The following is a 24,896-nucleotide window of genomic DNA, read 5'->3' as shown; positions in this document are numbered from 1 at the left end:
TGACCACCTGCGCCGTATCCTTTATCTCTGATCTGCTGGAGAATTGCTTGTAGCTTCTCTGCTTCTCGTGATTTGGCAATGAGTTCCCGGTAGGTTTCGAGAATGTCTTTTGGGAAAATATATAAACCGAGTCCGATGAATACTTTCTGTGCATCGATTTGCAGATAATAGCCCGGATTATCATTTTTCTTACGCGGACCATCCCAGAAAAAGAAAGCAAGATGGGTCTTGTAGGGAGTTTTATCAGGACTGAATCTGATGTCTCGATGGATGCGGAAGATCGTCTTATCTACTTTTGGAATTGCATGAATGTCAGGTGAGAGTTCTCTGAGTTTCTCACCCATTGCCATGACGAATTCCTGCGCTGGTTTCAGAACGAAATCATCGTATTCTTTTCTATGTTTTTCAAACCACTCTCTACTGTTGTGAGATGAAAGCTGCCTGTAAAATATTAGTGTTTTTTTATCAAAACCTTTAAATATTTCCATGGTTACAATTCCAATTTATCAGAAGTATTTTCACCGGGACGGATGAACTCGAAATTCTTGATCATACATTCAAGTAAAATATAGTTAGGGTTGTCTTGCTTCTGCCAATAATGTCTAATGTAACCAAAATTATCGATGAATTTCTTTCGCAAATTCAGATCAGCTATGAATTCAACAACTCCAGAACCTCGAATGTAGCCATGATCTTGTTCCTTTTCGATGAAATAACAGAACTCAAAATGTGGATTGTTTTTCAGCTGTGGGGTTTTTGCATCATTGGCACCCGTTGCTACCCAGAATTTTTTATCAACATACAATAACAGCATGGGTCGAACATACGGGCGTTCTTCATCGCAGGTTGCGAAAAAGACAGTTTGCATCTGCTTGAAATAGGAGAAAATTTCTGTTTTAAGGTTATTTTCCATATTATTTCCTTTAAACAAGGTCGGAATCTTGTTTTACTCTTTTATCAGGATGATAATATCGTTCTTTTTCACTGTAAATACACCCGCAATATTTCTGACGATACATATCTTCAGTTTTAGAACGCTCGATACCTTCTTTCCAGAATTCACGGAGGTCTCTATACAGGAATTTCACGCCATATTCTTTTGCAAGCGTTTCTGCGATATTCTTCATGACTTCATGATCCTGAAATTTGCTGTAGAGAAGCGTCGATGTGAAATAATCGAATTTACCTTTTTTCGCATATCTGGCAGTTTGTTCAAGTCTGTCCTGATAGCATATTCTGCATCGCTCATGCTCCCTGAAAACAACATTCCGAAGCCATTTTTCAAGGAGATAGTCTTTGTGGTAGATTATACGAAGGTCGTGATTATTTTCAAATCGCTCCACTTCTTCTAATCGTTTTTGAAACTCCTGGTAGGGTTGAATATTAGGATTGTACCATAAGCCAGTGATGTCAAATTCCTTTTTGAGGTGTTCGTATGGCGCGATAAAGCACGGTGCGCAGCAGATATGAAAAAGAAGCTTAGGCATATTAAATTAGAGATTTGAAAATGGAAACTGGAAATTAGAAATTAGAAATTCGATATTAGACATTCTCTTTACTTGTATTGTTTAAGAAGATGTGATGCGATGACCATTCTTTGTATCTGGTTCGTACCTTCGTAAATTTGAGTTATTTTTGCATCACGCATCATTTTTTCAACAGGATATTCCTTCATGTAACCGTAACCACCAAGCACCTGCACTGCATCGGTGGTCACTTCCATTGCTATGTCCGACGCAAAGGTTTTGCACATTGCAGATTCCATACTGTATCTTTTTTCACCAGAGTCCATCATACGGGCTGTTGCATAGATGAGAGAACGCGCAGCTTCAACCTTGATCGCCATATCTGCAAGCATGAATTGGACTGCTTGAAATGCAGAGATCGGATTGCCGAATTGATGGCGTTCATGGGAATATCGAACTGCTTCTTCCATTGCGCCCTGTGCAATTCCAAGCGCTTGAGAGGCAACCATTGGACGTGATTTGTCAAGGGTTTTCATTGCGATCATGAATCCCATTCCTTCTCTGCCAATGAGATTTTCAGCTGGTACTTTTACATCTTCAAATATGAGCTCTCTTGTACAGGAAGCACGGATTCCCATCTTATTTTCTTTCTTGCCGAAACTGAATCCCTCAGTGCCTTTTTCCACGATAAATGCCGATGCGCCACGAGCACCTTTTGACTTATCCGTAAGCGCGAAAACGGTGTAAATGTCCGCTTCACCGCCATTGGTGATCCATTGCTTTGTGCCGTTCAATATATAGTGATCTCCATCTTTTGTGGCAGTTGTCTTGATGCCGCCTGCATCGGAGCCGGCATTTGCTTCGGTAAGAGCAAAAGCTGCTAACTTTACCCCATCTGCGATTGATGGGAGATATTTCTGTTTTTGTTCATCATTCCCGCTGAGCAGGATCGGGTACATACCGAGTCCGGTACCGCCAAGTGCCAGTGCAATACCGCTGTCCACACGGCATAACTCTTCCATCATGACCACAAGGTCCATGACCTTGCCGCCGAATCCTTCATACTCTTCCGGCAGCATGACACGGAAAAGATCGGTCTGAGCCATCTGCTTGACTATATCCCAGGGGAAGATCCCTTCTTCGTCATATTCTTCTCGTACTGGTTTTATTTTTTCTTCAGCAAGTTGCCGTGCAAGCGCTTTGATTTCCTGCTGTTCTTCTGTTAAGAAGTATTCCATAGAACCTCCGGAATTTTGAATTTTTACCTAAATGAAATGGGCTTTAAATTAGTCAAGTTATACGGGATTGGGGTTAAAGTGAGGTTTGTTTTATAATTACTTCATACCTCACGTTGAATTCAAAAAAGAATTATGTTTTGTTAATATCCTAAATGTTCATCAGAATTTAATAATACGTTTAAATGACTAAAATTTCCCTCAAAATTTTCTATTTTTATTGACATCAAAATAAAAAGAAATTGAGAATTTTGTATACATGAAATGCATGAATATAAGAAGGAGAAAATGAATGGAAAAAAGCACGCACAAATTAAATCTTTTTAAACTTGTGATGATAACGCTTGCGTTCATTATGAGTATAAGGAATTTACCTATGCTGGCAGAAACTGGCTGGGCGCAGATATTCTACATGCTTGTGGCTGCGATCATCTTTCTTATCCCAACTGCGCTTATCTCGGCTGAGCTGGCAACCGGATGGCCATCTGCAGGTGGTGTTTACAAATGGATAAAGCTTGCTTTTGGTGACAGGGCTGCTTTCATCGGCTCATGGATGCTCTGGGTGCAGATGTTCTTCGGCATGGTCATGATCGGATCGTTCATCGCAGCGATGATCGCTTTTATTTTTAAGCCGGAGCTTGCAAATAATAATATCTATATAGCAGTTGTCACAATTGCTATTTATTGGGTGGCTACGATCTTCAACTTAAAGGGATTGAAGTCCGGGAGTTTGATCAGCTCGGTTGGCTTCCTGGTAGGTGTGCTTATTCCTTTCATATTGATTCTCGGATTTGGATTAGCATACTTTCTTGGGAAAAACCCCATTCAGCTTCCGAAGTTTTCGTGGGGACAATTATTTCCAAATTTTTCAAGCATCGGAAACCTTGCATTCTTTGTGGGGATAATCTTTCTTTACTCAGGAATGGAGGTATCTTCGGTGCATGCTAATGAAGTGAGTAATCCCCAGAAGAACTATCCTCTTGCCATGCTCGTTGCGGCAGTGCTTATTATGCTGATGAATATCTTCGGCGCTTTTGCTATAGAGATCGCTGAACCAAGAAGTTCAATTAACTTGGCATCAGGTATAATGCAAACATTTACAGTGTTCTTTAATCAGCAAAATGTCAATTGGCTTATTCCTGTTGTGGCATTCATGGCAGCAGTCGGTGCTTTTGGTCAACTCAGCACCTGGGTGCTTGGACCTTCCACGGCAATGCTCCAGGTAGCAAAGAATGGCTTTATGCCCAGATGGTGGCAGAAGACTAATAGTGCTGGTGTGCCAATACATTTCGTGCTGGTCCAGGCAAGCATGATCACGCTGGTTGCACTTATTTACGTGGTTGTCCCGGCAGTAAATGCAGGTTTCTTCATGGTGCTTATCCTGACGACGGTGCTGTACGCAGTTATGTATTTGCTCTTATTTGCTGCTGGTATCAAGTTGAGATATAAATATCCGAATGTAAAACGAACCTATCGAGTTCCGGGAGGAAATGTTGGCATGTGGATCGTTGGAGGGCTTGGATTTCTTACCATGCTTTTTGTAATCGTGATTAGTTTTTTCCCACCTGCAAATCTTAAGATCGGGAGTCCAACCTTTTATGTGATCTTCATGGCGCTTGGGTTGATCGTATTCGTCAGTCTTCCGATCATTATTTATGCATGCAGGAAGCCAGAATGGAAAGCAGTAGAAAACAAAAAAGAAGAAAATAAAGGAGAATAACATGGATAAAATTGATATTAACGGATTATTTTTAGGACCTAAATCCGAGAATGGTAAATTCTTTAAGGAGAAGGTCATCGATGTGATAAATGAGCATCTTTTCTGGAGAAAAGATTTTCATCCGGAAGATGATCCTGTTATCACCTTGCATGAGAAGGATCAGAAAGACTTCAGAATGACCGAGGAAAAGGTTCACCAGGTGATCGATACAGTGTGTGCAAAACTTAAAGAGACGTCAATGCCTTGGCATTCCCCGCGCTATCTCGGACATATGAATGCAGATATTCTGATGCCTGCAATGATCGGCTATATTGCTGCAATGTTATACAATCCGAACAACGTTGCATATGAAGCTTCCACTGCAACGTCTCCAATGGAACTAGAATGCGGGTATGATTTTGCAGACCTCATGGGCTATGACCGCGAAAAAGCATGGGGACACATCTGTACAGACGGTAGCGTGGCAAACCTTGAAGCGATATGGTATGCCAGAAATCTTACGTCGATACCTTTTGCAATCAAAGAATTGCGCCCGAAACTGGTGGAAGGAAAATCAGACTGGCAGCTTGCAAATATGACTGTTGAGCAGATCCTCGATCTATCCGAGAACGTGAAAGATATCTGGGATGAGATCAGAGATAAATCTGTTCGAGGAACAGGCATCGTTCAGAAACAGCTTGGTAAATGGATCGTTCCGCAAACAAAACATTATTCATGGGTAAAAGCCGGTGAAATTATCGGACTCGGATTGAACAATGTGATCTCCATCCAGGTTGATGAACATTACAGAATGGATATCGATGTGCTTAAAAAGACGATTGATGATCTGGTAAGTAAGGAGATACCCATACTCGGAGTCGTTGCAGTAGTTGGAAGCACAGAAGAAGGCGCAGTTGATCATGTCGACCAGGTCGTTGCCCTTAGAAAGGAACTAGAAAAGAAAGGAATCTCTTTCTATCTGCATATCGATGCTGCTTATGGTGGTTATGCACGTTCGATCTTTCTTGATGAGAATTTCAAATTTATCCCGTATGATGAACTGAGACTCCGATTGCATAAAGACGGCATTATCAATAAGGATGAGATCGATTGGCCAAGCATGGATGTGTACAATGCATTCAAAGCGATCGAAGAGTCAGACTCCGTTACCATAGATCCGCACAAGATGGGTTATGTGCCCTACGCAGCAGGAGGTATCACGATAAAAGATAGAAGAATGACCGATGCGATTTCCTACTTTGCCGCGTATACATTTGAGAAAGGAACCAAAGTTCCCGCATTACTTGGAAGCTATATCCTTGAAGGTTCTAAAGCTGGAGCAACCGCAGCAGCGGTATGGGTTGCCCATAGAGTTTTACCTTTGAACATAACAGGTTATGGCAGACTCATCGGTGCAAGCATCGAAGGAGCACAGAGATTCTACAATCATATCCAAAAGAACAAGATTCTGAACATAAACGGAACAAAAGTAAAGATGGATACTCTCACAAAACCGGATTTCAATATGGTTGATTTTGCATTCAATATTGAAGGCAATAAAGACTTGAAAAAGATGAATGAGCTCAATTTCCAGATTTATGATCTGAGTTCTTATGTAGCAGGACCAGTGTTCAAAAATGATTTCATAACCTCTCACACAGAATTTACCTATGCTGATTATGGAGATGCCCCTGTTGGCATTGCAAAGCGATTAGGGATTGATAAATCCGAATGGGATAAAGTACACAGCTTCCGCCTCATGCGTGCTTGTGTGCTTACTCCGTACTTCATGATTGATAAAGTAGTGGAGCATTACTGGGAAACCTACCTGGAAAGCATGCAACAAAAAATTGCGGAAATACTGTCAACTCTATAAGGATTAACAATATTGGAAGCTGGTCGGTCACATTAACCGTTCAGCTTCCATTTTTATTAATATGGAGCAAAATAAATCTGGAATTATATACACGTTGAATCAAAGACCGCCATTGGTAGAAGCTATTTTTGCAGCTTTGCAGCATTTTCTGGCGATCTTTATTCCCATCATTACACCAACCCTCATTATTGGAAATATCCTGAATCTACATGCGGTAGTTCCTTACCTTATTTCAATGGCTCTGATGGTGTCGGGTGTTGCTACGTTCATTCAGATTAAGAGAGTCGGACCAGTTGGATCTGGACTTCTCAGTATTCAGGGAACAGATTTTGCTTTTCTAACACCGATTATTGCGGCAGGTTTAATTATGAGAGAACGAGGTGCTTCTTCTCGGGAAATACTTGGAACAATATTTGCTCTTTGTTTTCTTGGCTCGTTCATAGAAATAATTATCAGCAGATTTTTGCATTTCCTGAAGAAGATCATTACACCGACCGTAACCGGAACTGTTGTTACGCTGATCGGGTTGAGTCTGATCAAAGTTGCTGTGATTGATATGGGCGGAGGAAGTGCTTTACTGAAAGGCGGTTCGGGACAGTTTGGAAATTTCACAAATCTTATTCTTGCTGCTGTGACCATCATTGTTATTGTTTTGTGTAATACGAGTAAGTCACAAATTTTGCGCATGACCTCGATAGTGATCGGGCTTGTGTGCGGCTTCATTCTCTCACTTTTTCTTGTTGAGATTGATTTTAGTAGTATTCAGGCATTACCGGTTGTGAGTGTACCCGTGCCGTTCAAGTTTGGGTTCCATCTTAAATTTGAGTTCTTTATACCTATTGCAATTATCTATCTTATTACAACAATCGAGTCTATTGGTGATTTGACTGCGACATCAGTTGTGTCCGGCGAGTCGATCCAGGGTGATCTATACATAAAAAGGATAAAAGGCGGAGTGTTGGGAGATGGATTCAATTCAATGCTTGCTTCTGTTTTCAATACATTTCCGAACACAACCTTCAGTCAGAACAATGGAGTGATACAGCTGACTGGTGTTGCCAGCAGGTATGTGGGAATGATCGTCGCAATATTCCTTTTTGTATTCGGATTATTTCCAATTGTGGGAGGCGTGCTGAGATTAATTCCAAGTTCTGTGATTGGAGCTGCAACATTGATAATGTTCGGATCAGTGGCTGCAGCTGGAATAAAGATTATTTCGACAACGAAACTCGACAGACGTTCCTTTCTCATTCTTGCAGTCTCGTTCGGACTTGGTCTGGGAGTGCAGTTCGTACCACAGATATTACAGAATATGCCACAGATAATTCAAAATATTTTTGGTTCTTCGATTTCTACTGGCGGTTTGACAGCAATTATCCTCAATATCATTCTCCCTAGATCGCAGTAACATAAAAAGAAGAATTTTTAAAAGAGGTGTTTATGAATAAAGAAGACCCCTGGGATCAAAAATTCTATCCTAAAGGAACCTCTGCTTTTGATAGAATGATCTTTTTTTCGGATGCGGTTTTTGCAATAGCATTAACTCTCGTAGCGGTTGGAATTGGATTACCGATGGTGAAGGATGCTGGCTCTATCCCAGAATTATTACATGCACTCCTAGTATTGTGGCCAAAACTTGTGGCTTATGCGTTCACATTTATGTGGATTGCATTTTACTGGAGAGCAAATCACAAATTCACCGTTGCGCTCAAAGGGATGAATGCCCGATACATTACTGTAGAACTGCTTTATCTTGCATTTATCGCGTTGTTGCCACTTCCAGCTGCAACCTTGGGAGAATATACAGTGAATCCGGTAGCGTTATCATTCTTCTCGGTTTGGGTAGCTATCGTAAGTACTTTGGAAGTAGTACTTATACTGGTTGCAGATCATCATGATTTGTATATTTGTCCGCTAACAAAAACAGAAAAAAGGCAAAAGGTTATTGCATCCCTGACACCGGTTGCATCATTCTTGGCTTTTGCAATCTTGGTTTTTGTTTCAATTCCTTTGGCAATTGTACTTTGGATTATTATGGCAGTTTTTATGACAATTGCAAGCAGGAGAAAATCGGAATAAAATCAAGAGTTATTTAGAAAAGTATAAAAGAAGTCGTAAGTTAATTTATTTATAATACTTCTTCGTAAATCCCGTGATCCACTTTCCTTTTTTAATAAAGAGTGATTTAATAACACCGACTATAAGTCCTGCACCATACCCAAATACTTGTGTAAGCAATGTTACAATTGAGAGTAATCCGACGCGAAAAGATTTATTCTTTATTGTCGATTGAATGCATGCAAAGATGAGAATAAGAACAAGCAGGGAACTTTCCCCGAGAAATATCCATAAAAATACAGGCAAGAAAAATGCAATAATAGCTGAGACGATATATCCGAGTAGAGCAAACGCCGGCAGAAAGTGGATCGGTTTGAGCATTTTTTTATCGATTCTCCCGAGGTTGATGCGTGTAACCCCCCAGTTGAATATCTGCTTAAAAAATTTCTTTAGATTCGTTCTTCTTTTGTGGTACACTTTTACATCATCAAAATAAGTGACCTTGAATCCTGCATCATAAATCCTATTCGAGAATTCCATGTCCTGTCCGTGTCTGAGTGAATTCATCCCGCCAATCGCATCGAATACTTCTCGTTTGATTCCCATATTAAAACTGCGCGGATAATATCTTGTCAGCTGTTTACCCTTCGAACCACGTGTGCCGCCTGTTCCAATAAATGAGGTCATTGAGTAGTTGATCGCTTTAAGAAAAGGTGGGAAATCATCATGACAGGTGTCGGGTCCACCAAAGGCATCGAATTCTTCGTGCTTAAGGTGTTGAGATAGGTTTTCGATGTAATTTTCCGGAACAGTACAGTCAGAATCAATAAATACAAAGATAGTGCCTTTTGCTTTTTCCATCCCGAGATTTCGTGCTGCACCAGGTCCTTTATTTTGCTGAAAAAAATATCTCAGATCGAGATTTGGTGAATGGTCTTCAATTACTTGGTTTGTTGAATCAGTTGAGCCATCATCAACAACGATCACTTCAAAATTCTTCTTCGTTTGCTTCTCGAAAGAAGAGAGAAATTCATCGATCTCCTCAGCTCGATTATATGCCGGAACGATGATTGAAACCAAAGGAGGAGGAATGACGCAGGATGTAGAATGGGACATCAGTTCTTTTCTTTCTTTTTTTTATTGAAAATCGTGAGTAATGCTACTACTATAAGACAAACAAATGCAAAAATATGGGCAATGAGTGAAATTTTGTAATACTTTATGAAAGTTTGGGGACTAAACTCAAAAACTATTTCATGCTCACCGGGCTTTTCTATATAGATCGAGCGAAGGATATGATCCGTCTTATATATTGGTACTTCCTTACCATCAACAAACGCTTTCCATCCACCTTTTGCAGGATAATAAATTTCTGAAGCAACAAACAATGCAGGTTTGTCAGTATAGATTTCATATTCCATAGTATTGAATGACGGAGTAACCTTAACATAGGAGGAGTCCGGTTTTTCGATTGGCAGAACGAACTGTTCTTCAAGGATCGCAGTCTCATATGGATCGAAAGTGGGATCGTTGATTTTAGCAAAACGAGCATCTCTATCTGTTATCGTAATAACATCACCAACAAACCAGGCAGGTTTGGGATCATAGGTCGCCTGATAAACAAGAAGTTTATTGGTTTGATCATAATAATAGGGAGTGAGATTGACTTGAGGAAGCTGTGTAGATGAGATAATATATTTGGTATTGAGCATTTTTAAGATATTCCAGTTTATTGGAACTTGCGTAGCTGTAATACTCAGGATACAATTTTCTACTATATCTTGATAAATCCTCAACTTTGCTGCATTATATCCGCCAATAGAGTTGTGATAGTATGACCAATCATTATTATTGAATGGATTTTCGGTAATCGGAAAAACCCTATAATAAGAGGTGTCCTTCAAAATTGCTTTATCTGCTGACTTCATTTTAAAATGCTGCTGTTCGAGTTTTACTGGATCGTACAATTCACCCTCTGCTTTTTTCACATATGGGACAAGGTCAACAAGAAGAATAATGATAGCCAGTCCGATGAAAATGTATTTTTTGATCTTTTTATGGATGAAAAGGAGAATAATGCCGGCAGTGACAAGAGTAAAGAGGATCATGCGCAGAGCGTCAGCTTGAAGCATTTCAACCCGTACTTGTTTGATCATTTCGAGTACCTGGGGTTCATATCTCGAAGCATCGCCTGCTTTCTCGAGAGGGAAGGATGAACCGGCAATGATAACAATCAAACCAATGAGAATAAGTGCAACCCCAGTACCGATGACAATGTTCTGAATCTTTTTCAGATTATTTTTTGTGATTTCAAGGACTTGCTTCAATCCATGTGCAGCCCATATGATCATAATGAACTGCATGATGATGATCGTCATCGAGGGCACACGAAATTTATTAAAGAATGGCACATAATTGAAAAAGACAGAGTAAAATGCAGAGAAATGTCTCCCAAAGGAAAGAAACAGAGACAAGATAAACAAGCCAAGCAGTACTTTGATATACCCTTTTTTAAAACACAAGATCAGTCCGATAACCGCAAAAATCAGAAGCACAACACTAAAATAGTCATACGCCTGGTTGAAGGGCATGTGCCCCCAATAGGTTGGAAGTCGTTTATTGTGCCATTGCTCGACTTTGGTGCCCATATAGAGTTCGTTTGACGTTCCGCCGTAAAATCTTGGCATTATAAAAGTCAGAAGTTCTGTCGGGTGCATTGACCAGCCGGTTGCATAATCCATATCAAGTCCGGTTGATTCTTCATCACCAGTACCACCACGGATAGAATAGGGTGTGTATTCATTGGTCACAAAGAGCGGTTGAGCAACCATTGCAGTTATCAGAAGAGATCCTCCTATAACTAGTAGAATTTTCACGAGGAAACGCTTTGGTTCTTTATCAACGAGCATTTTGATAAGATAGTAAAGCCCAATAAAAACAAGGATCATGATCTGGTAGAAGATGATCTGGTAGTGTTGAGTGCGGATCTGGATTGAAAATGAGAAGATGAATCCTAATAACCAGAGCAGGTTTTTCTTATTCAGAAAACTGATGAAGAAGAATGTAACAATTGGCATATACATGATCGGACGGAACTTGGCAAAGTGCCCGATATTCAACAAAGACATAAAGTGCGGAATGAAAATAAATCCGAGTCCGCCAAAAACAGATTCCCAGAATCCGAGTTTGAAAAACCGAAGCAGATAGAACATACCGATAAAACCGATGAGGTAGAGCCAGATGTAAGCATAGACAACTTTATCTAAGATGTCATGAATGATTTTATCAAAAGAAAATGCTAATGGTCTCTTTCTGTGATATGACGGCATTCCTGAAAATACGGGAGAGTTCCAATATACTTCTTCATTATTCTCTTCCTGATATTTCTTCATCTGATGACTTGAACCTTTCGAACCGATCACATCGACACCACCCGGACGAAGTTTCTGGAAAACCATTGGGCTGAATACGATCAATAATACAATAAAAATTCCGATAAAAATTAATATATTTCTTTGAATTGGGGATATTTTTATACCACGCTCGATGTTTGTAGTATTCTCAATATCGATATTTTTTCTTTTTTTATCCATGATAATCCTTATTCACTTGTTTATGACGAATTTTGCTCATCCATTTATTGATTGATCCACCTATTCTTCTAATCTCAACTGGTTCAAAAAATCTCAATAGATAGAGTATAAAGGGGAAAGATATGAAAACGGAAATTTTTATCAAGATTCTTATAACAATTGAAAACCCATTGGTTAATGAGGATAAAAAGACAAGTGCAATCCATAACAAAATCAGCAGGAAGAGCTTGTTATTTTCGTATGGGACCTTATAATGTTTTTGTGCTGCTCTGTAACTCATAATATAGAGCACGATGAAAGAGATAATCGTCGCATATGCAGCACCGAGTATTTGAAATTTTGGAATAAGCAGAAAATTGAGCAATATATTCAGAATCGCTGCAATAACAGTATTTATTGCGATTGAAGATGTTTTATGAGTAATATATAATCCAATGTTAACAACCGTTCTCGCTCCACTGAAAAGAAGACCGAAGATTATATATGGAACAATTGTATATGCGAGCCAATAATCAGGATTCAGCGCCAGTGTTTTTATCAATTCTTTGCTGATAATCGCCAAACCTAAACCAGCCCAGGTTAGAACGAACATAGAATAAGTCAGCATTTTACTATAGAATCTTTTGTCTCCCTTTTTCTGATACATAGAGTAAGCAATCGGCTGTAATCCAAGTTGAAAAGATTGTATCAGAAATATACTCAACACACTCGCTACTTTGTATCCGAGATTATATAAACCAACTTCTTTATAATTTCCGAGTATTTTAAGGATATATCTATCTCCCATATTAAGAAGCATACCGGCAAGAGCAGAAAAGATTAATGGAAATCCAAAGTACAATGTTTTTTTCAACATTAAAGGGTCTAACTCGAACTTTATTGAAGTTAAAATTCTTGGAAGGATTATGATGAATAGGAGAACCTCACCAATTAAATATGAAATGAGTATTCCTTTAATTCCTATTTTCATAAATGCAACAAAATAAATAGTAAGTCCTAACGTGCATGTTAATTTACAGATATTACTTATTGTGTACAGAAGGGCTTTTCCTCTTGCTCTAAACGAAGATAGGCATAATTTGTTAATTAAGCGGAATGCAACGACCCATAATGATATCTGAACATATATTTTGAAAACTTGAGGATCATGAAACTTGCCTGAAATGTTCTTTAAAAATATATTTCCAAAAAAATTGAGTAAAAGTCCTATAAGAATGAGAAATAGAAATGATGTGAAGAAAGGATCTTTTGTATTTTCAGTATTGTCTTGTTTACAGAAAAACCGCACATATGCCTGATGTTGACCAAACATAAGTACTTGAGTGAGGATTAGTATTGTAATTTCCAGAATTCCAAGAATGCCGTAATCAGAGACCGTAATATGAGAAGTGTATAAAGGTAATAAAACAAGCCCAACAATTTTTGTTGTTATATTTCCGAAACCGTAAATTATTGAATCTTTAAGAGTAGTCCGAACCTTGGAAAACATACAATCTATTTCTGATTTAAATTACCAAACATACAAATGAGAGTTTTTACAACCCAAATACATTCAACTAACCCAAATCCATAGATTACCCAAAGTGGCTTGTTCAAAAAGAGAAATGGAACAGCGAAAATATGATAACGGGAAATTTCAAAATATATATTTGCTATAAATGAGCTATGTTTGTCTAACAATTTTTTTGTTGAGTACTTTTTCTTTGTGTGAGTAATAAGCCTGTGAGAGGAATAGACAAACAGTAAAAATACAACAACACAAATCCAAAAACTTTTTGGGTATACACGATAGGTCAAAGAAGCGAGAAGTAATAAAGTGCTGATTTTTCCCACAAGTTGATCCCACCAGCTTCCCTTTTCTGAAGACATACTTTTTCTTCTTGCAAGAGTGCCATCTACCACATCCCACATTAGACGAAAGTTATAAAAAATAGCTGCCATGAACATTCCCCAATAACCAGATATGAATACTATTGAAGCAGCCATAAGGATTCCGAAAAGAAGGGAAATAGTAGTTGCTGCATTGGGAGTGAGTTTGGTCTTTTCAACCATTGAAACAATTAAATTGGCTGCAGGTATTACGATAAATTTTGAATAAATTGCTCTTTGTGCACTCGTTTTTTTTGCAAAATCATTAACTTCTTTAAATTTTTTAAACATATAATTTCCTTAATTTCTAAATAAAAATCTCTTCTGAGGTTTTTTCCATAATTGGAATTAATGTAATATTTGATGGTTTATTACAGATTTTTCTCAAACTCATATTTATCCACTCAAGAGTACGAGTATATCGATAATAATGGCGTATCTCTTTGTCAGGGAATTGTTCCTCCCTATGCCAACATGCTTTATAAAATCCGATAATATAATAAAATCCTCTTTTAAAATGCCCCTTTAGGATAAGGGCACAAGTTCTAATGAATACTTGCCAAAAGGGTTGATGAAGATGCCACGCTCTTACCCCAAAACTGATAGCACCAGCTTTAATATTAATACGATCATTCGTAGAGCGTGTACTTACTGCATAGACATCGTTTATTATACAAATTTTCCACTTTAATATTCGGCATTTTACATTCATGATAGAGTCAGGTGCTCTGCTCCTTTGAACTTTACCAATTTCTCTGAAACAAGAACCCCTCATTAATCTTAAACCCCCTCGGGGATTGTCGGTGCGTTGAAAGTTCTCAACTACGAAGGTTCCATTTTTGTTAGGCGAACAAAGCACACCGGATACAATACCATAGTCAGGATTTATGGTCAAAAAATTTTTTAATTTTTCCCAGTAATGTTTTCCGAAACGTATATCTGCATCCAGAATCCCAACGAAATCTGCTTGAGAAATTTCAGATCGAATAGACGCAATACCTTCTATGAGTACATGTGAATAATGAAATTCCATGTAATCGCTTGATTCTTTGATTCTGTGGATTCGCATGAAATCTAAATCTTTGCCATTCTGTTTAAATTTATCTCCAGTTCCATCATCACTGCAGTCATCAACAATTAACCAGATATCAGGTTTTAATGAACTGGATTCTATACATTTAACCAATCCGTCGACCTGATCGATTTCATTATGAGCTGGCGTAATTAATATAAACATATGATGTATTGGTTAGGGACCTATGTTATTTTTGTTTACGTGTTCTATTCTTATCATCCAGATGATCGTAATTTGTTCTGATGGGTTTCATCGAATAAGTTTGATTTGCATTAAACCACTTATAGTGTTCTCTGACTGCATCCACACATTGAATCTCAGAATAAATCGGCTCATAGTTGTAATGGATCATCTCGGATCTAAAATAATATTCCAAAATCTTGATTTCTTCTGACGGTAAATTCTTGTGAATGCCAACTCTCTCATTACTAACAGAACGATAACGAATGTTTGAAAGACTGTTTCCTTCCCATGGGATTTTACAAAAACTAGGCTCAGTGAATAATTCATCAAAGCTGATATCAAGAAACAAACAGACTTTCTTGAGAACTTTCATGGCATCATGAACCATATCTTCGTATCGGATTACAAGATAGCGATCATCACCATAGATCCTAGTATTGTCTATCGACATTTTTTGAGAAATGTAATTTCTATCTATAACACTTCTGAGTAGTCGATCCATCGAATCGTATTGAGTATGATAATGCTTATCCCAGCCTTTTTTTATTACAGCCCAGTTGTCTCTTGGATCTCTAACAACATGAATATATTTTGCATGAGGATACATCTTACATATATCATTTACAAATATTTCTGATCCGGTACATTTTTCTATCCAATATTTGTGCGTTTCATAGTTGGGATCGGGTAATATCTCTCTTGCGCTATAGATTATTGCATCAAGAAAATCTTTAACATCTCTATCTGAATTATCCACCTTTTCAGAAAAGATTGAGTTCAGTTCATTATACGTACATTTCAGATCTTTCTCATCAAGTCTCATCCATTTTTTAATTGTTTGCCTGAGACTATGGAATACATAATCAATAATACGTTGTTTCCTTTGTTCATATGTAAAATTGTCAGAGAAATATACAGGGTAGAAAGCATACCAGAAGTGCGTTTCATAAGGATAGACGAAGAGATCGGGATGTCCATCGAGTAGCGCTATCAAGAGGGTGGTACCGTTCTTTCTATGTCCACCTACAAACACACCATTATTCTTGATGTTTTCCCATGTAGTCATAATATTTCCTTTAAAGCATTCACGAGCTCGATATTTTCATCTGGTTTTCTAATCGAAATTCTTACAAATGAATCATCAAGTGCAGTCTTGTTTGAACAGTCCTTAATAAGAATGTTGTACTTAGAATATAGTTGAACTTTTAATTCTCTACTTTTGATCTCACCAAGTAGTTTGCAGAATAAATAATTTGCCTTTCCATCAATAATCTTAAGATGAGGTACATCCTTGAGCAAACTAATTAACTGATCACGATCCTCTATGATTTTCTCAATGGATCGATTATAGTGCTTTTGATATCTTGGGAATAATTCCAGAAATCGCTCTGCCATAGAATTAATATTCCATATTGGAAGTTCCTTTTTAACTTTTCTCTTTATGGATTGATTTGCAGTTAGTAAATATCCAAGACGCAGACCAGGAATCCCGAATTCTTTGCTTAAACTTCTCAGTATTATGAGATTTGGATAATTATTAATAAAAGGTTGAACAGAGTACTTTTCTCTATCACCAGCAAAATCGATGAAGGATTCATCTATGATAATACCATCAAGATGATTGAGTTCTTTCAATATTTTTATTATCTGTTCTTTACGTGTAACGGTGGATGTTGGATTATTGGGATTGATTATCAACGCAAAGTTACTTTTAGATTTTATTGCAGAATCGATAAATTCATCTTCATCGAGCAGAAAATCATCTTCCTCTTTTAAATTGAGATAGTTGATTTTTTCGTTTTCAAGGTTTTCATACTCATTGAAACTCGGTACAGGGATCGTTATCTTATTAATAAGGTTTTTATTTATTATCTTAATCAATTCAGATGCCCCATTTCCAACGATCAAATTGTCTTTTGAAAAACCATCGTCAAAATACCATTGAGAAAGTAAACTTGCAATTTTGTGATGTGCTGAGGGATAGTTATTTATCAGTATGGGCAGTTCATGGGATAGTTTCGTGTAAAAATCCTGCGGTGGGAAGTAAAGGTTAAAGAGATAGCAGAAATCCTTACAGTCATATCTCCAATGTCCTCCATAAAGACCATAAAGCCAATCAACCCTATCTTCACCACGGGAGAAATGATAGGTTGCCATCTCAAGGTCATCTTCAGTATCCACCTCAAACCATGTGTCTCTGTCAACAATATGCCCATAAATGTTCGGGGTTTTTTGATAGATCAGTGTTCCAAGAACGAGTTCGTAGTAATCTTTCACGCCATGAGTTTTTATATACATCTCAAGATTTGGTTTGAAATAAACTGAGAAAAATTCCTTTGTGAAATAATAAATATTTACCGTTTTATATTTGTCTGAAAATTCAAAATGGATGTCCTGTTCACTGCCTGGGATGAGTCTTTTAATGGTATTAAACCTTTTATCCATCTCAATTATTGCACCTGACATCATCTTTTTCCCCTTTTCGTCAATTTCAACAACTGTTCCCGACATACTTGAATGATACTTAGAAAGATACGCAATATTTTTATCTCTATTCTGGAAAATAAAATCTAGTATCTCACTCTCAAAATATATGTCTCCTTCCATGAGTATAAAGTCATCATCAATTTGACCGGTAGCAAGCCAGAGTGACTGAATATTATTGGTCGAGTTCCACTTAGGATTATCCACATATTCGATTTGAACACCCTTATACTGATCTCCAAAACCATCGATTATGAGTTCTTTTTTATACCCAACAACGATAATGACCTTTTTTATTTCTTTATGGATGATGAGTGCGTTTAATGAGTTTTCAAGAAATGAAGTGTTACAAACTTCCACGAGTGATTTAGGAACTTCATCCGTTAAAGGCTTAAGTCTATTACCTCTTCCTGCTGCCAGAATAACTGCTTGCATTATTCACTTGCTCCTTTGTGTTTGATTACAATGCATAAAAATATATCTGAGAAATTTATCTTTGGTTATGTGTAAGAATTTCATTAAAGTATTTTGTTATTTGTTGGTTGTAATAACCGTTTTCATGAATTCATCGAGCTCGATGTTCGGAACATTTTCTGCGATGAGTGTCAGAACGATAATGATCTTATCAATTCCACGTGGAATAAAAAGAGTTTTGGATTTTCCTCCCTGCTCATACGTAAGAATTATTGATTTGCCTGCTTTGATACTGTATTCAATTTTTTTTATGTCACCAAATGGGATTTCAATATTTTTTAGTAAAAGAGGTTTGAAAATTACTGAATAATCAGTAAACTTTATTGAGTTAATGGTAAAAAGGTTTTTATAAAGCACATTTCCTACGAGAAATATCACAACAAAAGGAACTGCTTTTTTAAACCATTTATCGGCAGTGTAAAAGTCATGTGTGATAAAATATAGTGCCCATACAAGAGCAAAGATCGCAACAATTATCGAGAGCCATCTGAGGAATGGTGGGAAACGAAAGACTAATTCTTTATTTTTCATAATGTTTGTTCTATTTTAAAATTTCCACGATTTTTTTGACGTCTTGAGACTTTTCTTTCCTGCAAACAAGCAGTGCATCTTTCGTCTCAACGATGATCACATCATCCACATCGATGAGGGCAATTCTCTTCTGCGAATTGTCCGAATAAACATAAGAATTATGAGATTCTATGTTCATAACCGGCACTTCAAAACAATTACCGTTTTTATCCTTTAATTTCATCTCATCAAGTGCTTCCCAGCTCCCGATATCATTCCAATCAATATTGATCGGGACGACTGCCGCATTATCAGCTTTCTCCATAATGCCGATATCAATGGGTACTGATTTCAGCCGAGAATAAAGATCACCTACTCCCTTCTTATCTGTTTTCCAAATATATTTGATTTGCTTCAATGAATCAAACAGTTCAGGCATGAGTATCTGTATTGCATTGAGTATCGAATCGATGCCCCATAAGAACATACCGCTATTCCACGCAAAGTTACCTGAGTTTATAAACTGCTCAGCGATTTGGATATTGGGCTTCTCTTTGAATTGCTTAACAGAGTAAATGGGAAGAGGGTCCTTATTTAATTCCTTTCCAAATTCGATGTAGCCATAGCCGGTTGCAGGATAGGTTGGTTCTATACCAAAAGTAAGTAGTTTTTTTTGTTGTTTAACAAATTCATCAGCATACGTAACAATCTCTCTGAAACGTTCAGGTTTTCCGATATAATGATCTGCTGGAAGAACAAGCATAGTTTCGGATTCATCATATTTGTCTTTGAGAAGTGCTGCGGAAAGTCCAATACATGCTGCGGTATTTCTTCCCATCGGTTCAGCAATTATATTTTCAGCAGGAAGTTTGGGCAGATGTTCATGAACCAACGTTATCTGTGATTCATTTGTGACAACATAAACATTCTCAGGTTTTACTAACGGCAGTATTCGATCCACTGTTTGTTGGATCATCGACCCTTCGCCGAGAATTTTCAAAAACTGCTTGGGCATTTCTTTCGTGCTTAAAGGCCAGAATCGAGTACCGATTCCTCCAGCCATTATAACTACTATCATTTATTTACCTTTTAATTATTGATTTCGTTGATCAACAACAGAAATATCATCGGGTATATCCAGCGTAAAAATGCTATCCGGGAGTACCTGGTTCACCACTTTATTCTCAAATTTAAAACCAACTTCGTTTTCATAATTGTCCATATACTCAATAACTTCAATAAGGGAATCCTGGTTTGAAAATTGGATAACAAGCTCTGCAAAATCACTCATAACCTCTGTTGGTTTGAATGAAAAAATAGTTACATTGCCATACACACTTGTTGATTGCAATTCGCAGAAGTCAATATACTCCTTTGCAAGTAATTCCGGATTAATGAAATTTTGCCAGTAGCTCCAATCCTGTATGATCAGTTGTTCTCGCTCTGGAAAGTAGAAGCGAAGATCATCTTCAGTTCCGAGCATCACTTGCGGTTCAGGATAATAAAAATCGAGCTTGATCTTATCTTTTTTTGTATACAAATTTCCATAAGAAAAATGCTCGATATCACTATCCGGCCAGTAATTTCTTTGCTCGAAGTTGGCTGCGAAAGTCGATACCTCAGCATTCTTTTTCAGGAATTTTTCAAGCAGAGTCTGGTTAGCAAAGAGTGATATGCTCATCATTATAATTAGAAGCAGGACTAAATTTTTTTTCATTTAATATCCTAATCTTTCCAGATCGTCCATACCTATGAGTACTTTTCTGGGTTTACTTCCTTCAGCATCCTGCACAAAACCGGCACGCTGCATCTGATCTATCAGTCGCCCTGCACGCGCATAACCGATCCTGAACTTTCGTTGCATCATCGAGATGGATGCATATTTCTTCTCTACAGCATACCGAATTGCTTGCGGAAACAGGTCGTCATCATACGCAAATTCTCCGTCGTTATCAATATCAGTAGGCAGCTTGATGTCGATTTCCGGCTGCGGGTATTGAGAAAGATAATCAACGAGTTTTTTCGCTTCTTCTGTTCCAACGTATGAACCGTGAACTCGAATCGGGGGTTTTCTTCCAAGGGGAGAGAAAAGCATATCACCCCGTCCAAGGAGTTTCTCTGCACCATTGATGTCAAGGATCGTTCGGGAGTCTGTTTTCGAAGAAACATGGAATGAAATTCTTGATGGAAAGTTTGCTTTGATTACGCCATTGATGACATTTACAGAAGGTCTCTGCGTAGCAAAAATAAGATAGATGCCAACTGCTCTTGCCATTCCAGCGAGACGCTGGATGGGGCGTTCGATATCCTTAGCCATCTTCTGCATGAGATCTGCCAATTCGTCTACAACGATCACAAGATAGGGCATGGTCTGAGGTAGTTCTTCAAGATCAGGAAGTTCATCCTTTTTATCTTTGATCTGGTCGTATTCATTTTTCTTCTGAATGCACATCTCATTATAGCTTGCAAGATCACGGACATGGTATTTTGCCAATGAATCATAGCGATGCTCCATCTCATTCACTGCCCAGTTGAGAAGATATACAACATCCTCAAAATCTGTGATAACTTCTTTTATAAGATGAGGAACGTTTTTATATAATGAAAGCTCGATTTTTTTAGGATCGAAGAGAATTAAGCGAACCTGGTCGGGATGAGCCCGGTAAAGGAAGGAGTTCAAAATCGTATTTAAACAAACGCTCTTTCCCGAACCTGTTTCACCTGCGATAAGCAGATGCCTGAGGTCTTTCAGGTCAGTAACGACAGGTTTGCCCGTGATATCTTTTCCAAGTGCAATCAGCGTTGGAGATGGATTGTTCTTCATCTCATCGGAATCGAGCACTTCTTTTAAGTAGATGAATTCTGATTTATTGTTCGGTATCTCAAAACCTATGGTATCCTTGCCAGGAATTGGAGCAACGATACGAATACTTTTTGCTTTTAAAGCGAGTGCAAGATCATCTGCTAATGATGTATATTTGCTGATCTTTGTGCCAGGTGCAGGTCGCAGTTCGTACTGAGTAATGACAGGTCCGATGTTAACATTTACCACTTCACCCTCGATATCAAATTCTTTAAGTTTTGATTGCAGGAGATGGCTTTTCTCCTCGACCTCTTTTCTTTTTTCTTCCAATGCCTGCTTGGTCATTGAAGGGGAATCCTGAAGCATCTTATGATAATTTGGCAGCGGATAAGAGCTGTCATCTTTATCTTCAGCTTTTTGAGGTTTGGTAACAATAGGCTCCGGTTTCTTCTTTTCTTTTTTTGCTCTGTCTTTTTTATGTTTCTTTGTCGGCAACTCCGGTTCTGCTTCTGGCTTTTTATAAGATATTTCAGGTTTTCTCTTTGCTTCTGGTTTTGTCTTGACTTTTACTCGTTTTTGTTTTTCTGAAGGAGTGAAAAGTGATTTGAGGAAATTCAATATGTTCTTCGCTTCAAAGATAAATATGATCGTACCAAATAGTGCCAAACCAAGAATAATTGCTGAACCGACACTGTTAAAGATTGGGTAAAATATTTTGTTGATTATCAACGTAAAGACTACTCCTCTACAAATGGGAAAAGCACCTCCGACAGAAAGATAGAATAAGGTTAACCACACAAAAAAGAGAAAGATGAAGACAAGTTTGCGCGTCAGATTTTCAATTTTTGAGCCGAATATATAGAGAATTCCCGTAATAAAAAGGAAAACAGATAGGAAAAAGCTGAATGGTTCACTGAATATTATCTGGAAAACCCAGGCAAGTCCTGCACCAAACGGTCCAATCATGTTCCTGGTATAGGGAAAATCGAGCGTAACGATCTTTTTGAACGTTAATTCCGCCTGCTTAAGACTAACGATGTCATCGTAGGTAAATGAGAGAAGGGAGAAAAAGAGCAGCGCTCCAAGAGCAATGAGGATGAATCCGAGGATAATTTTCGATTTTGGTTTCTTTTCTTTATCTTTGTTTTTCATATGTGTTTAGTTATGCCGTATGCAGAGAATATCCCCATCTTGAACTTTGTATTCTTTTCCTTCAAGATGGAATTTTCCCGATGCTTTCAATGCTTTTTCCGAACCGCACTCTTTGAAATCATCAAAGGTAAACCGTTCTGCACGAATAAAACCGCGAGCAAGATCGGTGTGGATCTCTCCTGCTGCATCGAGAGCTGTTTCTCCAATTTTCAGTGTCCAGGCACGGACTTCATCACTGCCGATAGTAAAGAAGCTTATCAAGCCAAGAGTGTCATAAGAGATTCGAGTCAATTTATTTACTGCTGATTCTTTGATATTATACTCTTCCATAAACTCACGGGCTTCGTCATCATCCAATTGATGCAATTCCATCTCGAACTTACCAGCTATTTCGACCACTTTATATGTGGGTGCAAGTTTCTCGATAAGGTTATTGTTTTTCCCGAAATTTTCTTCATCCACATTAAGAATGATGAACATCGGTTTGAGAGTGAGGAATTGGAAACCGCGCAGAATTTTCTCTTCCTGACCGGAGAACTCAAAGGTTTTCAACATTTTGTTTTCACTCAGGCACTCATAGCATTTTTGAAAAAGAGCAAGTTCCTTCTCAATATCGGGATTTTTACCACCCTTATGATACTGCTTGCTGAGACTTTCAACCTTTTTCTCGCAGATCGTCAGATCAGAAAACAGGAATTCCGTTTCAAGGGTTTCTATATCCTGTTCCGGCTGAGCATGAGAGCCCGGTATGTCAAAACCTTTGATCACGAGACCGAGGGCGTTGACCTGACGGATGATACCGAGTAGTTCGCTGGAAAATATTTCCTTTTTGACCTCATCATGCTTGATGCCTATGAAATCAATGTACTCGATTGTTGCAAAAATCTTTTTGTGAGGTTTGTAGATCCCTTCGAGGTAATCGACACGCTCATCTACCACATCTACAGTGGCAAGATTGGGTTTGGTAGCACCGGTGTAGTAATCCGATGTCTCTGCTTCACTGCCTGTTACTGCATTGAATATCGTTGTTTTTCCGCTTTTGGATAGACCCACAAGTCCTATTTTAATCATGGCATAACTTTTCTAAATGAGCATATATTCGTCAATTATTATTGCAATTCATTAGTTCCCAATATATTCATATATATTGTATTTATATATTCTTCTTTGTTCAGGGTGTGATTATTTCTTGACGAACTTTTTTCCAAAAACTCTATCTCTGATATGTTTATTCAGGAGGCATAACGTGCTCAAAACTAAATATTTAAGATTACTTGAACTGTTTACCTCATTACTTATTATACTTACATTTATTGTTTCCTTGTACGGGATTTTGAATATTCGTATATACAAACCATTTACTCCTGATAACTTTTTCCCAGGCGTTCTCGGCCAGGATGTGGTGTCATTAGTTGTATCGATTCTGCTTCTGATCGTTCTCCTCAAACTCAGGAATTCTTCAGAAAAGATTTATCTTGTTTGGATAGCTCTCCTCTCGTATTTGCTATATGCTTACGGGATTTATGCGTTTGATAAAGTTTATAATATGTTCTTCCTGTTTTATGTTGCAATTTTTGGGATATCGCTTTATAGTTTGATCATATTTTTCGGCTCAATAGAAATAACATACTTCCAGGAAATTAGAACAGAGCATATTCCAAGACGTACGATTGCGGTCTTTATCATGTTGCTTGGAGTTATTTTCATCATCGCCTGGATGCAGATCATTATTCCATCAATGATAGATAAGACCCAACCAGAAGGAAATCCGATCTTTGTTTTTGATCTCTCATTTTTTATTCCATTACTTATCATTTCAGGAATAGCTTTGTTCAGAAATAAAAAATTGGGTTTTTTAATTTCAGGCATACTTCTTATGAAGATGGGTTTTCTTGGATTTTCAGTACTGCTTGGGGCACTTATCAGTCCCTATTTCGGACTACCACTTTCCATTTTTGATGTTTTTCTCTATGCAATTTTGGGAATTGGAAGTTTCATTTTTGCAATTATATATATAAACGCATTGCGATCGGACTGGGATCTTGAGCTTAAAGACTGACGAGAATAAATTTCCCCGGTTGCTCCTGATTGAGTTTGAAGCAAAGAAGAAAGACTCCCGGAAGTATTGTTGCGATCGTATGAAGCGGGAGGTTGAATTTGTCTGCCCGACCTGTAAGGATACACTACAATGCCCTGACAAGCTTATATATTATTCTTCTATTTTTGACGAATACGGTTTTCTGATTCATGACGGGTCAGGCACATATGAACTTATCGGCTTTTGTCCATGGTGCGGAAGCAAATTGCCAGAGTCGAAAAGGGATAAATGGTTTGATGAACTGGGGGAGTTAGGGTATTACGATCCGTTGAACCAGGAGATTCCTGAGAAGTACAAGTGTAGTAAATGGTTAATTGATTT

General features: G+C 38.0%; 22 protein-coding genes. 6 read left to right on the top strand and 16 right to left on the bottom strand.

Features of this window, described 5'->3' with window-relative positions; translation table 11 throughout:
- The 4 genes from JW794_00515 to JW794_00500 form a co-directional block, all read right to left on the bottom strand.
- Positions 1–488, bottom strand: a 488-nt coding sequence (locus JW794_00515; GenBank protein ID MBN2016612.1) for a DUF2461 domain-containing protein, incomplete at its 3' end; no start/stop codon positions are given.
- A gap of 2 nt (positions 489–490) precedes the next feature.
- Entirely contained in the window at positions 491–913 is a 423-nt protein-coding gene (locus JW794_00510) for a pyridoxamine 5'-phosphate oxidase family protein (protein MBN2016611.1), read from the bottom strand.
- A 10-nt stretch (positions 914–923) separates the two neighbouring features.
- Complete coding sequence (locus JW794_00505) at positions 924–1,487, bottom strand: epoxyqueuosine reductase QueH (GenBank protein ID MBN2016610.1); 564 nt, start codon at positions 1,485–1,487, stop codon at positions 924–926.
- A 68-nt stretch (positions 1,488–1,555) separates the two neighbouring features.
- Complete coding sequence (locus JW794_00500; protein MBN2016609.1) at positions 1,556–2,704, bottom strand: acyl-CoA dehydrogenase family protein; 1,149 nt, start codon at positions 2,702–2,704, stop codon at positions 1,556–1,558.
- Between the two features lie 289 nt (positions 2,705–2,993).
- Between JW794_00500 and JW794_00495 the strand changes: the two genes are divergently transcribed.
- The 4 genes from JW794_00495 (at position 2,994) to JW794_00480 (ending at position 8,355) form a co-directional block, all read left to right on the top strand.
- The gene (locus JW794_00495; protein ID MBN2016608.1) at positions 2,994–4,421 is read left to right on the top strand and encodes an amino acid permease; all 1,428 of its coding nucleotides are present in this window, start codon (positions 2,994–2,996) and stop codon (positions 4,419–4,421) included.
- A gap of 1 nt (position 4,422) precedes the next feature.
- On the top strand, positions 4,423–6,276 hold the full coding sequence (locus JW794_00490; protein ID MBN2016607.1) for a tyrosine decarboxylase: 1,854 nt from the start codon (positions 4,423–4,425) through the stop codon (positions 6,274–6,276).
- A gap of 61 nt (positions 6,277–6,337) precedes the next feature.
- Positions 6,338–7,684, top strand: a complete 1,347-nt coding sequence (locus JW794_00485) for a purine/pyrimidine permease (protein ID MBN2016606.1) — start codon at positions 6,338–6,340, stop codon at positions 7,682–7,684.
- Positions 7,685–7,716: 32 nt separating this feature from the next.
- Complete coding sequence (locus tag JW794_00480; protein ID MBN2016605.1) at positions 7,717–8,355, top strand: DUF1211 domain-containing protein; 639 nt, start codon at positions 7,717–7,719, stop codon at positions 8,353–8,355.
- Between the two features lie 45 nt (positions 8,356–8,400).
- Here the strand turns inward: JW794_00480 and JW794_00475 are convergent, their stop codons facing one another.
- From JW794_00475 to ychF, 12 genes are all read right to left on the bottom strand, one after another.
- The gene (locus JW794_00475; GenBank protein MBN2016604.1) at positions 8,401–9,450 is read right to left on the bottom strand and encodes a glycosyltransferase; all 1,050 of its coding nucleotides are present in this window, start codon (positions 9,448–9,450) and stop codon (positions 8,401–8,403) included.
- Positions 9,450–11,927 carry a hypothetical protein gene (locus JW794_00470; GenBank protein MBN2016603.1) on the bottom strand — a complete coding sequence of 826 codons (2,478 nt, stop codon included), beginning with the start codon at positions 11,925–11,927 and terminating at the stop codon, positions 9,450–9,452. Before JW794_00470 ends, JW794_00475 begins: the two co-directional genes overlap by 1 nt.
- The gene (locus tag JW794_00465; protein MBN2016602.1) at positions 11,920–13,416 is read right to left on the bottom strand and encodes a polysaccharide biosynthesis C-terminal domain-containing protein; all 1,497 of its coding nucleotides are present in this window, start codon (positions 13,414–13,416) and stop codon (positions 11,920–11,922) included. The genes JW794_00470 and JW794_00465 overlap by 8 nt, the downstream gene beginning before the upstream one ends.
- Positions 13,417–13,421: 5 nt before the next feature.
- Positions 13,422–14,087: a CDP-alcohol phosphatidyltransferase family protein gene (locus JW794_00460; GenBank protein ID MBN2016601.1), complete on the bottom strand. Its 666-nt coding sequence runs from the start codon at positions 14,085–14,087 to the stop codon at positions 13,422–13,424.
- A 16-nt stretch (positions 14,088–14,103) separates the two neighbouring features.
- Positions 14,104–15,033, bottom strand: a complete 930-nt coding sequence (locus tag JW794_00455; GenBank protein MBN2016600.1) for a glycosyltransferase family 2 protein — start codon at positions 15,031–15,033, stop codon at positions 14,104–14,106.
- 25 nt (positions 15,034–15,058) lie between these two features.
- Positions 15,059–16,120, bottom strand: coding sequence for a sulfotransferase (locus JW794_00450; GenBank protein ID MBN2016599.1), 1,062 nt, complete (start codon positions 16,118–16,120; stop codon positions 15,059–15,061).
- Positions 16,117–17,973 carry an aminotransferase class I/II-fold pyridoxal phosphate-dependent enzyme gene (locus JW794_00445; GenBank protein ID MBN2016598.1) on the bottom strand — a complete coding sequence of 619 codons (1,857 nt, stop codon included), beginning with the start codon at positions 17,971–17,973 and terminating at the stop codon, positions 16,117–16,119. The genes JW794_00450 and JW794_00445 overlap by 4 nt, the downstream gene beginning before the upstream one ends.
- Positions 17,974–18,069: 96 nt before the next feature.
- Positions 18,070–18,543 carry a hypothetical protein gene (locus JW794_00440; protein MBN2016597.1) on the bottom strand — a complete coding sequence of 158 codons (474 nt, stop codon included), beginning with the start codon at positions 18,541–18,543 and terminating at the stop codon, positions 18,070–18,072.
- Positions 18,544–18,553: 10 nt separating this feature from the next.
- Positions 18,554–19,600, bottom strand: coding sequence for an NTP transferase domain-containing protein (locus JW794_00435; protein ID MBN2016596.1), 1,047 nt, complete (start codon positions 19,598–19,600; stop codon positions 18,554–18,556).
- A 15-nt stretch (positions 19,601–19,615) separates the two neighbouring features.
- Positions 19,616–20,239 (bottom strand): outer membrane lipoprotein carrier protein LolA, encoded by a 624-nt coding sequence (locus JW794_00430; GenBank protein MBN2016595.1) that lies wholly within the window; start codon positions 20,237–20,239, stop codon positions 19,616–19,618.
- A complete protein-coding gene (locus tag JW794_00425) occupies positions 20,240–22,477 on the bottom strand; it encodes a DUF87 domain-containing protein (GenBank protein ID MBN2016594.1) in 2,238 nt (745 codons plus the stop codon).
- A gap of 6 nt (positions 22,478–22,483) precedes the next feature.
- Positions 22,484–23,548, bottom strand: coding sequence for a redox-regulated ATPase YchF (ychF, locus tag JW794_00420; GenBank protein MBN2016593.1), 1,065 nt, complete (start codon positions 23,546–23,548; stop codon positions 22,484–22,486).
- A 175-nt stretch (positions 23,549–23,723) separates the two neighbouring features.
- Between ychF and JW794_00415 the strand changes: the two genes are divergently transcribed.
- The gene (locus tag JW794_00415) at positions 23,724–24,536 is read left to right on the top strand and encodes a hypothetical protein (GenBank protein MBN2016592.1); all 813 of its coding nucleotides are present in this window, start codon (positions 23,724–23,726) and stop codon (positions 24,534–24,536) included.
- Positions 24,537–24,615: 79 nt separating this feature from the next.
- The coding region (locus tag JW794_00410; protein MBN2016591.1) for a hypothetical protein at positions 24,616–24,896 on the top strand (281 nt) is incomplete at its 3' end.

The sequence above is a fragment of the Candidatus Cloacimonadota bacterium genome, from assembly GCA_016932035.1.
Classification (GTDB): domain Bacteria; phylum Cloacimonadota; class Cloacimonadia; order JGIOTU-2; family JGIOTU-2; genus Celaenobacter.
The sequence above is the reverse complement of the archived record's forward strand: the minus strand, read 5'-3'. Positions and strand labels throughout refer to the sequence as shown.

Bases quoted from the DNA above. Each gene is read 5' to 3' on its own strand.
- JW794_00480 (MBN2016605.1), top strand. From the start codon at position 7,717: ATGAATAAAGAAGACCCCTGGGATCAAAAATTCTATCCTAAAGGAACC.
- JW794_00475 (MBN2016604.1), bottom strand. From the start codon at position 9,450: ATGTCCCATTCTACATCCTGCGTCATTCCTCCTCCTTTGGTTTCAATC.
- JW794_00500 (MBN2016609.1), bottom strand. From the start codon at position 2,704: ATGGAATACTTCTTAACAGAAGAACAGCAGGAAATCAAAGCGCTTGCA.
- JW794_00440 (MBN2016597.1), bottom strand. From the start codon at position 18,543: ATGAAAAATAAAGAATTAGTCTTTCGTTTCCCACCATTCCTCAGATGG.
- JW794_00425 (MBN2016594.1), bottom strand. From the start codon at position 22,477: ATGAAAAACAAAGATAAAGAAAAGAAACCAAAATCGAAAATTATCCTC.
- JW794_00460 (MBN2016601.1), bottom strand. From the start codon at position 14,087: ATGTTTAAAAAATTTAAAGAAGTTAATGATTTTGCAAAAAAAACGAGT.
- JW794_00470 (MBN2016603.1), bottom strand. From the start codon at position 11,927: ATGGATAAAAAAAGAAAAAATATCGATATTGAGAATACTACAAACATC.
- ychF (MBN2016593.1), bottom strand. From the start codon at position 23,548: ATGATTAAAATAGGACTTGTGGGTCTATCCAAAAGCGGAAAAACAACG.
- JW794_00495 (MBN2016608.1), top strand. From the start codon at position 2,994: ATGGAAAAAAGCACGCACAAATTAAATCTTTTTAAACTTGTGATGATA.
- JW794_00465 (MBN2016602.1), bottom strand. From the start codon at position 13,416: ATGTTTTCCAAGGTTCGGACTACTCTTAAAGATTCAATAATTTACGGT.
- JW794_00505 (MBN2016610.1), bottom strand. From the start codon at position 1,487: ATGCCTAAGCTTCTTTTTCATATCTGCTGCGCACCGTGCTTTATCGCG.
- JW794_00445 (MBN2016598.1), bottom strand. From the start codon at position 17,973: ATGCAAGCAGTTATTCTGGCAGCAGGAAGAGGTAATAGACTTAAGCCT.
- JW794_00430 (MBN2016595.1), bottom strand. From the start codon at position 20,239: ATGAAAAAAAATTTAGTCCTGCTTCTAATTATAATGATGAGCATATCA.
- JW794_00435 (MBN2016596.1), bottom strand. From the start codon at position 19,600: ATGATAGTAGTTATAATGGCTGGAGGAATCGGTACTCGATTCTGGCCT.
- JW794_00490 (MBN2016607.1), top strand. From the start codon at position 4,423: ATGGATAAAATTGATATTAACGGATTATTTTTAGGACCTAAATCCGAG.
- JW794_00485 (MBN2016606.1), top strand. From the start codon at position 6,338: ATGGAGCAAAATAAATCTGGAATTATATACACGTTGAATCAAAGACCG.
- JW794_00450 (MBN2016599.1), bottom strand. From the start codon at position 16,120: ATGACTACATGGGAAAACATCAAGAATAATGGTGTGTTTGTAGGTGGA.
- JW794_00455 (MBN2016600.1), bottom strand. From the start codon at position 15,033: ATGTTTATATTAATTACGCCAGCTCATAATGAAATCGATCAGGTCGAC.
- JW794_00510 (MBN2016611.1), bottom strand. From the start codon at position 913: ATGGAAAATAACCTTAAAACAGAAATTTTCTCCTATTTCAAGCAGATG.